This window comes from Streptomyces sp. NPDC006602, from assembly GCF_042870385.1.
Classification (GTDB): Bacteria; Actinomycetota; Actinomycetes; order Streptomycetales; family Streptomycetaceae; genus Streptomyces.
Window position 1 is genome coordinate 1 of sequence record NZ_JBIAHG010000009.1, and the last position, 12889, is coordinate 12889.

The following is a 12889-nucleotide window of genomic DNA, read 5'->3' on the forward strand; positions in this document are numbered from 1 at the left end:
GGTTGAGTCACTCGATGTGATGAACGCGGCCGAACGCGTGGTGGCATCTCGTACGGGTGCCTACGATCAGTGATCGTGAAGCTGGTGGTGCAGGTCAAACTGGAGCCGACGCCCGCACAGGCGGCGGCGCTTGAGGCGACCCTGCGCGCCTGCAACGAGGCCGCCACCTGGGTGAGTGAGATCGCTTTCGAGCGCGGGGAGTTCAAGAACTTCCCCCTGCGCAAGCACACCTACGATGCCGTCAAGTCCCGCTGGAACCTGGGTGCGCAGGCCGCCCAGCACGTGATCAAGAAGACCTGTGATGCGTACACCACGCTGAAGGCGAACCTGAAGGCCGGCAACCTCGGCAAGCCCGGCTCGAAGCGCTACCGCAAGGCCACCGAGAAGCCGATCGCCTTCCGCCCGCAGGGCGCCCAGCCCTACGACGACCGGATGCTCTCGTGGCAGATCGTCGAGCGCACGGTGTCGGTCTGGACCACGTCGGGGCGGGTCAAGAAGGTGGCCTTCACCGCCTCGGTGGAGCAGCTCGCCACGCTCGCCCTGTACCGCAAGGGCGAGTCCGACCTGCTGGAACGCGATGGCATGTGGTTCCTTAGCGCCACATGCGAGGTCCCCGAGGCGGAGCTGAACACGGCTCCGGTGGACTTCCTCGGCATCGACCTGGGCATCGTGAACATCGCCACCACCTCCGACGGCGAGATCATGGCCGGGCGCGAACTCAACCGCGTCCGGGTCCGCGAGCGCGGCCTGCGCACCAAACTGCAGAAGAAGAACACCCCGTCCGCCAAGCGTCGGCTGAAGAAGCGGCGGCGCAAGGAGGCGCGGCGGGCGCGGGACATCAACCACAAGATCGCGAAACATGTGGTGGCCGAGGCAGAACGCACCGGTCGCGGAATCGCCCTGGAAGACCTGACGGGCATCCGCGAGCGGGTACGGCTTCGCAAGCCCCAACGGGCCACCCACTCCAGCTGGTCCTTCGCCCAGCTCGGCAGTTTCATCGCGTACAAGGCCCGCAAGGCCGGGGTGCCGGTGGTGCACGTCGATCCGGCGTACACCTCCCGCACCTGCGCCGAGTGCGGGCACATCGACAAAGCGAACCGGGTCTCGCAGGCCTGGTTCGCGTGCCGGAACTGCGGATTCGTTGATCACGCAGACCGGAACGGCTCCCGCAACATCCGCGCCAGAGCGTGGCAGTTGTGGCGACGCGGGGCCCAGTCAACGGCCCCTGCCCCACCACCGGAGCATGTGCGCCGGGGTGGGGCTGGACGCAAACGCAGCATCACCGCCAGTGATGCCCGTTGTGCAAGCCCGTCGCTTTAGCGACGGGTAGTTGACCTCCCGTCCGAGGCCTCCAGCACGAAGACCGGAATCTCCCGGGATGTCTTCTCCTGGTAGTCGGCGTACGGGGGGTACGCGGCGACGGCGCGCTCCCACCACTCGGCCCTCTCCGCGTCGGTGGCCTCACGGGCCGTCATGTCCTGCTTGGCCGGGCCGTCCTGGAGTTCCACGTGGGGATCGGCCTTGACGTTGTAGTACCAGACGGGGTGCTGGGGCGCTCCGCCCTTCGATGCCACCACGGCGTACTTCCCGTCGTGCTCGACGCGCATGAGTGGCGTCTTGCGTATCTTGCCGCTCTTCGCGCCCTTGGTCGTCAGCAGGACGACGGGCATTCCCGTGTCCATCAGCGTCGTTCCCTTGGTGCCGCCGGAGCTCTCGTACAACTCCACCTGGTCGCGCACCCACTGCTCCGGGCTGGGTTCGTACTCGCCCTCGAGAGGCATTGGTATCCATCCCATCGTCATCGACTACGGCTTGCTCGTACGGCAGTTCAACATTGTACGAACGGCTTTCATCCATACCGCGTTCCCGACGGCCCCAAAGGGAGTCATCCGGCCATTACTTCGCGGGTAATCGCCCCGGCCCGGCGTGTACGGCACAGTCGTGACCGCACCGCACGACAGCCGTCCGTCCCAGGGAGAGGGCCCATGACCACGACGACCCCCGACACGGCGACTCCCGCCACGACGACCCGCGCCGTGGTCGAGGAACTGCTGCTGAGGATCGGCCGGGGAGAACCGGAGCGGATCGCCTTGCTGTACGCCGAGCCCGCCGACTGGAAGCTGGACTGGCCCGAGGACGAGCACGGCAGCGGCGCGACTCCGTGGATCCGGCACCGCGCCACCCGCGCGGATGCCGCCGCCCACTACCGGGAGGTGGCCGCGCACCACGTCCCGGGAGAGGCGGCGACGGAGATCGAGCGCATCCTGGTGGACGGCGCCGACGCCGTCGTGCTCGGCGAGATCCGGCAGACCGCCGCCACCACCGGGCGCGCCTATCGCGCCAGGTTCGCCCTGCATCTCACCGTCGAGGACGGACTGGTCGTCCGCCACCACGTCTACGAGGACAGCCTCGCGGTGGCCCGCGCCTTCGCACCGTGACCGCCGGCCCGCTCACGAGGGACCCACCAGCATCCGCACGGCCAGCGCCGTCATCACCCCGCTCGACAGCAGCGCCGTCGCCAGCCGCCCCCGACGCCCGGTCAGGGCCCGGCCCAGCAGCGCACCGCTCCCGGCGAGCAGCAGCTGCCAGCTCGCGGACGCGACGAACGCCGCCAGCACGAACGCCCCTTGTTCCAGGGGCCGTACGCCTTCCTGGGCACGGGTGCCGAGCACCAGGGCGGCGAAGTAGATCACGGTGGTGGGGTTGAGCAGGGTGATCCCGAGCAGCGCCAGAAAGGCCCGCGCGGGGCTCGGGGGCGGCGGGTCGACCCGGGTGGCGAACCGGTGGCCGCGGTATCGCCGTACGGCTGTGACCGCGCCCAGGACCGCGAGCGCCACCAGCACCAGGGCGGAGGCCCAGCGCAGCGGCCCGAGCGCCGGCCGCAGCGTGCCGGCGAGGGCGGAGCCGCCGAGGGTGGCCACGAGGGCGTAGAGTCCGTCGGCGGCCGCGACGCCGAGCGCGGCGCAGGCGCCGGTCCGCAGGGACGTACGAGCGGTGAGGGAGACCAGATAGGCGCCGACCGCGCCGACGGGGATGGCGATGCCGTACCCCGCGAGCAGCCCCGCGACGAGCGCGGCGGTCATGAGCGCGCAGGCGTGGGCCTCCATGGACGGCCGGGCTGCTGCTGGACGCGCACCGGACGAACGGCGGTGGCGGTCGGCGGCAGCGGGGTATCGGGTTTCAGCATGGGCAGATCCTGGGGGTGGCGGCCGTGCGGGGACAACCGAATTTCCGAGGTGCGACGACCGGCCCCGGCCGGGCGGTGAATCCGGCCGTCCGATTCACGCCCGAGCAGCGGCGGTCCCCGGCCATATCGCCCTCGCCACCGATCTGGCCGAACTTCTCGTCCCCCCATAGATGCCCGGGGCATCTAATAAAGATCTGCACGACGCACCCTTCGTCTGCGAGGTCTGTCATGACGGAAACGGAACCGGTCGCCTTCCCCCAGAGCCGGACCTGTCCCTACCACCCGCCGCCCGCCTACGACCCGCTGCGCACCGCCCGCCCGCTGACCCGGATCACCCTCTTCGACGGCCGCCCGGCCTGGCTGGTCAGCGGTCATACCGCCGCCCGCGCCCTGCTGGCCGACCCGCGCCTGTCCACCGACCGGACCCGCCCCGAGTTCCCCGCGACCACGGCGCGCCTGGCGGCCGTACGGAACCGGAAGACCGCGCTGCTGGGCGTCGACGACCCCGAGCACCGCACCCAGCGGCGGATGATGATCCCCAGCTTCACCCTCAAACGCGCCACCGAACTGCGTCCGCGCATCCAGCAGGTCGTGGACGAACGCATCGACGCGATGATCGCGCAGGGGCCGCCCGCCGAGCTGGTGACCGCCTTCGCGCTGCCCGTGCCGTCGACGGTGATCTGCGCCCTGCTCGGCGTCCCGTACGCCGACCACGACTTCTTCGAAGGACAGTCCAGGCGTCTGTTGCGCGGTCCGACGGCCGCCGACACCTTGGACGCGCGCGACCGACTCGAGGAGTACATGGGTGAGTTGATCGACCGCAAACAGAAACAGCGCGAGCCCGGCGACGGCGTGCTCGACGAACTCGTCCACCGGCAACTGCGCGACGGCGAGGTCGACCGCCAGGAAGCGATCGCCCTGGCGATCATCCTGCTGGTCGCGGGTCACGAGACGACCGCCAACATGATCTCGCTCGGTACCTTCACGCTGCTCCAACACCCTGAGCGGCTGGCCGAGTTGCGCGAGTATCCCGCCCTCCTGCCCACCGCGGCGGAGGAACTCATGCGGATGCTGTCGATCGCCGACGGTCTGCTGCGGTCGGCGACCGAGGACATCGAGGTCGCGGGCACCACGATCCGGGCCGGCGAGGGCGTGGTCTTCGCGACCTCGGTCATCAACCGGGACGAGGACGTCTACCCCGACCCCGACACCCTGGACTGGCACCGGCCGGCCCGTCACCACGTCGCGTTCGGCTTCGGCATCCACCAGTGCCTCGGCCAGAACCTGGCCCGCGCCGAGCTGGAGATCGCCCTGCGCACGCTCTTCGCCCGGCTGCCCGGGCTCCGCCTCGCCGCCCCCGCCGACGAGATCCCCTTCAAACCCGGCGACACCATCCAGGGGATGCTGGAACTCCCCGTGACCTGGTAAGAGGCTCCGGTCATGCACATCGACATCGACAAGGACGTCTGCATCGGCGCGGGCCAGTGCGCCCTGGCCGCCCCGGACGTCTTCACCCAGGACGACGACGGCTACAGCACCCTGCAGCCCGGCCGGGAGGACGGCGGCGGCGACCCCATGGTCCGGGAGGCCGCCCGGGCCTGCCCCGTCGGCGCGATCACGGTGTCGGAGACGGTCGGCTGACGCCCTCCGGTCGGCAGGCGAGTTCAGTAGGGTGCCGGGGTGAGCGAACCGGACGGGAAGCCCTTCCTCTACGTCGTCGTCTGCGCCGCCGGGATCGCGGCGGACGTCAGCAAGTTGATCACCGCCGCTCAGGAACGCGACTGGGAGGTCGGCGTGATCGCGACGCCCGTCGCGACGAACGGCTTCTTCGACACCGAGGCCGTCGAGGCGCAGACCGGACGGCCGATCCGTTCGGCCTGGCGCAGCCCCGGCGACCCGCGCCCGTTCCCGCCGCCGGACGCCGTCGTGGTCGCTCCCGCCACCTTCAACACCGTCAACAAGTGGGCGGCCGGGCTCGCCGACACCCTCGCCGTGGCGACCCTGTGCGAGACGTACGGCCTGGGCGTCCCGGTCGCCGCCCTGCCCTGCGTGGCCGACGCGCTCGCCGCCCACCCCGCCTACCAGGACAGCCTGATACGACTGCGCGCCATGGGCGTGAAGTTCGGCGAGCCGTACTCCGGCGAGCCGGGGGAGGACGGCACACGCCCGGAGTTCGGCTGGGAGCGCGCGCTCGACCTTCTGGGATGAACCCCGGGACGCGCTGCCGGACTTCGAGCGGGGGTGAAGTCGTACGCTCCCTTTCGTACCCATCCCGAAGGCAGGAGCAGCGACGATGCAATACGTGAAGCTCGGTTCGACGGGCCTGGACGTCTCGCGGATCTGTCTGGGCTGCATGACCTACGGCCTGCCCGGCCGCGGCGTGCACGAGTGGACCCTCGACGAGGAGGCGTCACGTCCCCTGATCCGGCAGGCGCTGGAGGCCGGGATCAACTTCTTCGACACCGCCAACGTCTACTCCGACGGCACCAGCGAGGAGATCGTGGGCAGGGCGCTGGCCGACTTCGCCCACCGTGACGAGGTCGTGCTCGCGACCAAGGTGCACGGTCGGATGCGGCCCGGGGTCAACGCCGCCGGACTGTCCCGCAAGGCGATCATGACCGAGATCGACCACAGCCTGGCCCGCCTCGGCACCGACTACGTCGATCTCTACCAGATCCACCGCTTCGACCCGCACACCCCGGTCGAGGAGACGATGGAGGCGCTGCACGACCTGGTGAAAGCCGGCAAGGTGCGCTACATCGGGGCGAGTTCGATGTACGCCTGGCAGTTCTCCAAGATGCAGTACACGGCCGAGCGCAACGGCTGGACCAAGTTCGTCTCCATGCAGAACCACTACAACCTCCTCTACCGCGAAGAGGAGCGCGAGATGCTGCCGCTCTGCGCGGACCAGGGCGTCGGTGTCCTGCCGTGGAGCCCGCTGGCCCGCGGCCGCCTGACCCGGGACTGGGGCACCGTCACCGAGCGCAGCGCCACCGACGACTTCGGCAGCCGTCTCTACGCGGAGGGCGACCGCACCATCGTCGAGGCCGTCACCCGCATCGCGGGCGACCGGGGCGTGCCGCGCGCGCAGGTGGCCCTCGCCTGGCTGCTGCACCAGAAGACGGTGGCCGCCCCCATCGTCGGCGCGGCCAGGCCGCAGCACATCGAGGACGCCGTGGCCGCCGTCGAACTCGAGCTCAGCGACAAGGAGATCGAGGAATTGGAGCAGCCCTACGGCCCGCACCCGATCGTCGGTCACTCCTGATTCGCTCAGTGCGGTCCGTGCGGTGCGAACAGAGTGCCGCACGGACCCGGGCCGGTGCCCAATGGTTGACAGGTGAACCGGGAAGACCCGCCGGAGGTGCGGTGGGGTGGCCGTTCAATGGTTGGCGCGAAGTCGACGCGCAACCAGGTGAATACCGTTCCCATTTACAAAAGCGATACCGCGGCATCTGTAAAGGTGCCGCAAAGGGGTCGCTATTGACCCGTTGTCGAATACCGTCGACGCGAACGCTATGGACAAAACCGCGAGATCCCTTGTTACGTCTCGCTGACCTGTGTAAAGGTGTGTGCTGTCGGCGCGCGGACAATAACTTTTCCGGTGCGCACGAGGCCTCTCCCGTACGCTCCTCACGCTTCAAAAGAGCTGCCCCTGGCGGGCGTTCGAGATGCCGAACCCTTTGCGGACAAACCCCGGCGTCTTGTCGGCGGCACCGCATACCCTTTGGTATGGACTTTGTGCAGAACGCCCTCGGAGGAATGCCGCTGTGAAAGACGCAGGCCTGTCGAATTCCCCGACTCCCGCTCGTCCCTCCGACGCCACGGACGAGCAACTGAGCGCCGAGCTCAAGAAGTGGAGCGGGGCGACACCGGCGCTCCAGCCTGTCGGTGAACTCCTCGACCGGCACTGGGAAGCGGCCTTCGCCTACGCGCGGCTGTGCACCGACGGCCCCCGCCCCGCGGGAATGCTCACCACCGCCGCATTCACCCGGCTCTTCGGGGAAACACTGCGCCAGAACGGGCCGACGTCAGCCTGGCGGCCCCAACTGCTCGTCACCGTGCGCCGTATCGCGGCCGAGTGGGACGCCGACCACAGACGCGAGCTGCTGCACCCGGCGTTGAGAACGGAGGGCAGCGGGGACCGTGCCGTCGCCCGCCTGCTGCCCCCGGCCCACCGCCGCCTGCTGTCCGGGGCGTTCCAGCGGCTGCCCCAGTCGGCCCGCTGTCTGCTGTGGCACACCGAGGTCGAGTCCGAACCGCTCGCCCTGCCCGGTGCGCTGCTTGGCCTGGACGAGGAGGACGCCGGCGTCGAACTGCAGCGCGCCCGCGAGCGGTTGCGGGAGGAGTGCCTCCAGGTCCACCGCGAACTCGCGCCCGAGCAGGAGTGCCGCCACTACCTCCGGCTGCTGGACGTGACCTATCGGCGCGGCGCTGTCGACATCGACGCCGACCTGCGCGCACACCTGGAGGGCTGCAAGCACTGCCGGTACACCGCCGACCAGTTGCACCAGTTCAACCAGGGCCTCGGCGGCGCGCTCGCCGAGGCGGTGCTCGGCTGGGGCGCGCGTGCCTATGTGGAGGTACGCGCACGCGTGGACGACGTTCCCGACGATGCGCAGGCGCAGGCGGTGCTGGAGGCGCAGGCCCAGCGCCCGGTCGTCGTGGGCGAGTCCTTCATGAGCGGGACGGAAGCCCGGCCCCCGGTCGGCCCGGGCGAGTCCTTCGTTCCGGTGCCGGACGCCCGGCCGCCCGCGGTCGCGGCCTTCGGGGTGCCCGCCCGTCCGGCCTCCGCACCACGTACCGGCCGGCGCCCCGGCTCCCGCCGCTCAGCCCACAAGGCCGCCCGCCGCACGGCCCGCCGCAACCTCTCCGTGGCCGTGCTGACCGTGAGCGGGCTGATCGTCCTGCCGCTGGTCCTGTGGTCCTCGCTCGGCTCCTCCGACGACAGCCCCCAGGCCGACGACGGCCGCACCTCCGACGCGCCCGGCGGCGACGCGGGCACCGCGACCTCCAACCCGTCCTGGGCCGGCTCGGGCGACGCAGAGCAGGGCACCCTGCACGGCCGGCTGCACAACGTGGCGTCCGGGCTGTGCGTCGGCGTGGTCGGCGAGAAGGCCGTCAAGGACGCGGAGACCGAGCTCACCGACTGTTCCTCGGCGCCCGCCCAGCAGTGGACGTACGACCCCGACGGGCTGCTGCACAACGCCGAGGACCCCGATCTCTGTCTGGACTCCCACCTCGGCTACTCGGTGCGGCTGGCCCCGTGCACGGGCGCGGCCAAGGCGGCCGACAAGAGCATCCGCTACGACTTCACCCTCCAGGGCACCCTGGTGCCGCGCTGGGACCAGGACCTGGCCCTGACCCCCGCCGCCACGGACGGAGCGGGCTCGCTGGTCGTGAAGACCCGCGACGACGGCCCCGCGCAGCGCTGGGTGATCGACACATCGCGGACCGACCTCCAGATGGAGGTGGTCAACTGGGGCGCGGACAGCACCCTGTCGAGGGTGCCCGCGCCGGCTCCCGAGCCGTCGAGGACACCGAGCCCGAAACCCACGCCCACACCCACGCCGTCCGCGTCGACCCCCGCGGCCTCGCCCACACCGACGCCGACGTATCCGTACCCCACCAACGGTTCCTGCTACTACAACCCGTACGCCTGCTCCTGGAACGGCCAGAGCGGCGGTCAGTACGGCGGCGGCCAGTACGACGGCGGCGGGTCCGGGTACGGCTCCGGCGGCGGCCGCGGCGGCTACTGACCGCCCTCGCATCGACCGGGCGCTTCAGGCCCCGACGACCTGGAGCGACGCCCACAGCGCCACCACGGCGGGCACGAGCGCGGCCGGCGTGGCGAGCAGACCGAGCCGGGTGAACTCCTTGAGCCCGACCTCGTGCCTGTGGCCGTGGGCGATGCGCCGCCACAGCAGCGTGGCCAGTGATCCGGCGTAGGTCAGGTTCGGGCCGATGTTCACTCCGAGCAGCACCGCGAGGAGCGCGCCGGGTCCGGCGGACGCGGTCAGCGGCAGCAGGACCAGGACCGCGGGGAGGTTGTTGATCAGGTTCGCCAGTACGGCGGCCAGCGCGGCGATGCCGAGCAGCGCGGCCAGTCCCGTCCCCTCGGGCAGCGCCTGCCGCAGCGCGTCGGCGAGGCCGTGGTCCACCACCGCCCGCACGACGACGCCGAGCGCGAGCACGAACGCGAGGAAGGCGGGCGCCGCCGCCCGCACCACGGTGAGCGGGGTGGCCTGCCGCCGGAGAAGAGCCCGGCCGGCCAGCACGAGCGCCCCCGCCAGCGCTGCCCAGGCCGGCTCGACACCGAGGGCGGAGGTCACCACGAACCCGGCCAGCGTGCCGACGACGGTGACGAGCGCGAACAGTGGCGGTTTCGGCGCCTCGGCGGTCTCGGGGGAGTGGGTGACCTCGTCCAGGTCGCGCTCGAAGAAGCGCCGGAAGACCGCGTACTCGGCGACGATCGCGACCAGCCACGGCAGTGCCATCAGCGCCGCGAACCGCGTGAAGCTCAGCCCGCTCGCCGCGAACGCCAGCAGGTTGGTGAGGTTGGAGACCGGCAGCAGCAGCGAGGCCGTGTTCGACAGGTGCGCGCACGCGTAGACGTGCGGCTTGGCCGGGACCCCCGTGCGAGCCGCGGTGGCGAACACCACCGGCGTCAGCAGCACCACGGTGGCGTCCAGACTGAGCACGGCCGTGATCGCCGAGGCCAGCACGAAGACCCCGGTCAGCAGCCGCCCGGGCGACCCCGCCGCCCGCCGGGCCAGCCACGCCCCGCACGCCTGGAAGAGCCCCTCGACGTCGCAGAAGTGGGCGAGCACCAGCACCGCGGCGAGGAACCCGATCACCGGCCCCAGCTGCTCGGCCTCCGCCCGCGCGTGTGCCGGCGAGATCGCCCCGATCGCTGTCACCACGCCCGCGGCCGGGACCGCCAGCACCGCCTCCGGCCATCCGAAGGGGCGAAGTACGGCCCAGGCGAGCACGGCGACGAGCAGAGCGACGGACAGGACTTCGGCGAGCGGGGCGTTCAGGGCGGATCCTTCGGGAACGTGATCAGGCGGTGCCCGGCCATCAAAGCAGGCGCCGGTAAGAGTCGGGCGAGGGCCCCTTCAGCGCCTGGTACCGGCGGCGTGGACCGTCAGGCACACCGAGGACGCCTCGCGTCGCCGGACACCGTCACCTGAAGTGCGTGCGCCGTCTACTCCTCGTCCACCAGGCTGATCTCCGACCAGATCGTCTTGCCGTCGGTGGTGTGCCGGCTGCCCCAGCGCTGGGTGAGCTGGGCCACCAGCAGCAGACCGCGGCCGCCCTCGTCCCACGTCTTGGCGCGGCGCAGGTGCGGGGCGGTGTGGCTGGTGTCGGACACTTCGCAGATCAGCGTGGTCTCGTCGTGGATCAGGCGCAGCCGGATGGGCTGGGAGCCGTACCGGATCGCGTTGGTGACGAGCTCGCTGACCACCAGCTCGGCGGTGAACGTCGCCTCGCTCAGCCACCAGCGGTCGAGCTGGGCGACGACCTGCTTGCGGATCGGGGCGACGAGCGCCGGGTCGGCCGGGATGTCCCAGGTGGCGACCTGGGAGGCGGGCAGCCCCCGGGTTCGGGCCAGCAGCAGCGCCACGTCGTCCAGCGCGCCGCCCTGCGGCAGCAGACCGTGCAGCACCCGGTCGCAGGTCTCCTCCAGCGAGGCGGAGGGAGCCGCCAGGGCGTCGCAGAGCAGGGCGTGGCCGGCGTCCACGTCCCGCTCCCGCGACTCGATCAGCCCGTCGGTGTACAGGGACAGCACGGTGCCCTCGGCCAGTTCCAGCTCCGCGGACTCGAACGGCAGCCCGCCCAGGCCCAGCGGCGGCCCCGGCGGCATGTCGACCTCCTGGGGTGCGCCGCCCGGCAGGAGCATGACGGGTGCCGGATGCCCGGCCCGGGCCAGCGTGCAGCGCCGGGACACCGGGTCGTACACCGCGTACAGACAGGTCGCGCCGACCTCACCGGGGCGGCCTTCGCCGCCGGCCTCCGTGGACAGCCGTACGACGAGGTCGTCGAGGTGGGTCAGCAGTTCGTCCGGGGCCAGGTCGATGTCGGCGAGGGTGCGTACGGCGGTGCGCAGCCGGCCCATCGTCGCCGAGGCCTGGATGCCGTGGCCGACGACGTCCCCGACGACCATCGCCACCCGCATCCCGGACAACGGGATCACGTCGAACCAGTCGCCGCCCACCCCCGCCCGCGCGGCCGGAAGGTAGCGCGAGGCCGCTTCCACGGCGGCCGTGCGCGGCAGCGACCGCGGCAGCAGGCTGCGCTGCAGGGCGAGGGCGGTCTCGCGTTCGCGGGAGTAGCGGCGGGCGTTGTCGATGCAGACAGCGGCCCGGGCCGTGACCTCCTCGGCCAGCAGCACGTCGTCCGGCGTGAACGGGTCCGGCCGCCTGAACCGGGTCAGGACGGCCACGCCGAGGGTCTGGCCGCGGGCCTGGATCGGCACGGACATCGTGGAGTGGACGCCGTACTCCTTGATGCGGTCCTTGCGCACCGGGTCCCAGGCGAGCCACTCGGCGATGTCGCGGGTCTCGGTCGACGCCACGATGGTGTGGCCCGCCACGAGGGAGTCGGCCTGGGGGGAGGGGGCGGGGTAGACGTCGGTTTGGCCCGGCTTGGCCACCGCCTCGGGGGTGCCCGGGTTCACGGACCGGTGGGCCGCGCGGCGCAGCCTGACGGGGGCGGTCAGCCGGCCCGTGAAAGGCTCGCCGCCGTCCGGGGGGTCCAGCAGGTCGACGCTGACGAAGTCGGCGAGGGCGGGGACGAACACGTCCGCCAGTTCCTGAGCCGTTCGGGTGACGTCCAGGGTGCTGCCGATGCGGATGCTGGCCTCGTTGACCAGCTGGAGCCGCTCCCGGGCCAGGTACTGGTCGGTGAAGTCGTGAGCGGCGACGCAAACCCCCCGCACCCGTCCCTTGGCGTCGGTGATCGGCGCCATCCGGGCCAGCCAGGCGTACATCCGGCCGTCGCCGCCGATCGGCACGTACGTCCGCACGTCGTGCCCCCGGCCGGTGGCGAGCACCCGGTGCAGATGCTGCTCGATGTCCTCGCTCTGCAATCTGCCGCTCATCTCGGGCACCCGCAGCCCCCGCACCCGCTCCTCCGGCAGCCCGAGCACCTCGGCCATGGCGGCGTTCATCCGGCGCAGCCGCAGCCGCTCGTCGTAGATCGCGACGGCGCAGGGGGACTGGACGAGCTCGGCCCTGTACAGCGGGTCGTCGGGCGCGTGCGGGCCGTCGCCCGTGAGCGGGGTGACCAGGAGCCAGTGGTCCGGGCCGTCCTCGGGCTGTCTGCGATGGGCGAGCAGCCACACGGACACCGTCGAACCGTTGCGGTGGCGCAATGTGAGAGTGCCGTCCCAGCGGGCCTTCTCCGGCAGCTGAAGCTCCCCCGGGTCGGCCAACAGTTCGAAGGCCGGGCGGCCCACGACCTCGGCGGCGGGCCAGCCCAGGAGCAGACGGGCGCCCTCGTTCCACTCGACCACCATGCCCGCGTCGTCGATGACAGCCCGCGCCGTCGCGGCATCGTCGAACGGATACACCGGGCTCATCGTCGCCACTCCATCGCGGACACTCACAGTGAACAGGCGCGCAACTTCGGTCCCAGCCTAGTGGGTCGCGGCCGCGCGCGAACGGGGAACGGCAGTGCCGGTGGGAGCCGGCCTCGAGCCGT

Annotated in this window: 11 protein-coding genes; 7 read left to right on the forward strand and 4 right to left on the reverse strand. The window is 71.5% G+C overall.

The annotated features are described in order from the left end of the window. Nucleotides 1-75: 75 nt before the first annotated feature. Entirely contained in the window at nucleotides 76-1320 is a 1245-nt protein-coding gene (locus ACFYO2_RS23050) for an RNA-guided endonuclease InsQ/TnpB family protein (protein ID WP_388352032.1), read from the forward strand. Here the strand turns inward: ACFYO2_RS23050 and ACFYO2_RS23055 are convergent. Further along, complete coding sequence (locus ACFYO2_RS23055) at nucleotides 1317-1781, reverse strand: nitroreductase family deazaflavin-dependent oxidoreductase (RefSeq protein WP_388352035.1); 465 nt, start codon at nucleotides 1779-1781, stop codon at nucleotides 1317-1319. The two genes, ACFYO2_RS23050 and ACFYO2_RS23055, sit on opposite strands and share 4 nt — an antisense overlap. Nucleotides 1782-1985: 204 nt before the next feature. On the opposite strand from ACFYO2_RS23055, the gene ACFYO2_RS23060 reads away from it, so the two are divergent. Then, on the forward strand, nucleotides 1986-2438 hold the full coding sequence (locus ACFYO2_RS23060) for a nuclear transport factor 2 family protein (protein ID WP_388352038.1): 453 nt from the start codon (nucleotides 1986-1988) through the stop codon (nucleotides 2436-2438). Between the two features lie 12 nt (nucleotides 2439-2450). On the opposite strand, the gene ACFYO2_RS23065 is transcribed toward ACFYO2_RS23060, so the two are convergent. Continuing rightward, a complete protein-coding gene (locus ACFYO2_RS23065) occupies nucleotides 2451-3083 on the reverse strand; it encodes a LysE family transporter (protein WP_388352767.1) in 633 nt (210 codons plus the stop codon). 332 nt (nucleotides 3084-3415) lie between these two features. Between ACFYO2_RS23065 and ACFYO2_RS23070 the strand changes: the two genes are divergently transcribed. The 5 genes from ACFYO2_RS23070 to ACFYO2_RS23090 all read left to right on the forward strand — a co-directional run bounded on the left by ACFYO2_RS23070 (nucleotide 3416) and on the right by ACFYO2_RS23090 (nucleotide 8943). Continuing rightward, nucleotides 3416-4615, forward strand: a complete 1200-nt coding sequence (locus ACFYO2_RS23070) for a cytochrome P450 (protein ID WP_388352041.1) — start codon at nucleotides 3416-3418, stop codon at nucleotides 4613-4615. A 12-nt stretch (nucleotides 4616-4627) separates the two neighbouring features. Then, nucleotides 4628-4828, forward strand: coding sequence for a ferredoxin (locus ACFYO2_RS23075; protein WP_388352044.1), 201 nt, complete (start codon nucleotides 4628-4630; stop codon nucleotides 4826-4828). A gap of 39 nt (nucleotides 4829-4867) precedes the next feature. Next, nucleotides 4868-5395, forward strand: coding sequence for a flavoprotein (locus ACFYO2_RS23080; RefSeq protein WP_388352047.1), 528 nt, complete (start codon nucleotides 4868-4870; stop codon nucleotides 5393-5395). A gap of 85 nt (nucleotides 5396-5480) precedes the next feature. After that, on the forward strand, nucleotides 5481-6452 hold the full coding sequence (locus tag ACFYO2_RS23085) for an aldo/keto reductase (protein ID WP_388352049.1): 972 nt from the start codon (nucleotides 5481-5483) through the stop codon (nucleotides 6450-6452). Nucleotides 6453-6954: 502 nt separating this feature from the next. Next, entirely contained in the window at nucleotides 6955-8943 is a 1989-nt protein-coding gene (locus ACFYO2_RS23090; protein WP_388352052.1) for a ricin-type beta-trefoil lectin domain protein, read from the forward strand. 24 nt (nucleotides 8944-8967) lie between these two features. Here ACFYO2_RS23090 and ACFYO2_RS23095 read toward each other — a convergent pair whose 3' ends face one another. Together ACFYO2_RS23095 and ACFYO2_RS23100 are read right to left on the reverse strand one after the other, a co-directional pair. Continuing rightward, complete coding sequence (locus tag ACFYO2_RS23095) at nucleotides 8968-10224, reverse strand: SLC13 family permease (protein WP_388352770.1); 1257 nt, start codon at nucleotides 10222-10224, stop codon at nucleotides 8968-8970. Nucleotides 10225-10391: 167 nt separating this feature from the next. After that, entirely contained in the window at nucleotides 10392-12767 is a 2376-nt protein-coding gene (locus tag ACFYO2_RS23100; protein ID WP_388352054.1) for a SpoIIE family protein phosphatase, read from the reverse strand. Between the last annotated feature and the right edge of the window lie 122 nt (nucleotides 12768-12889).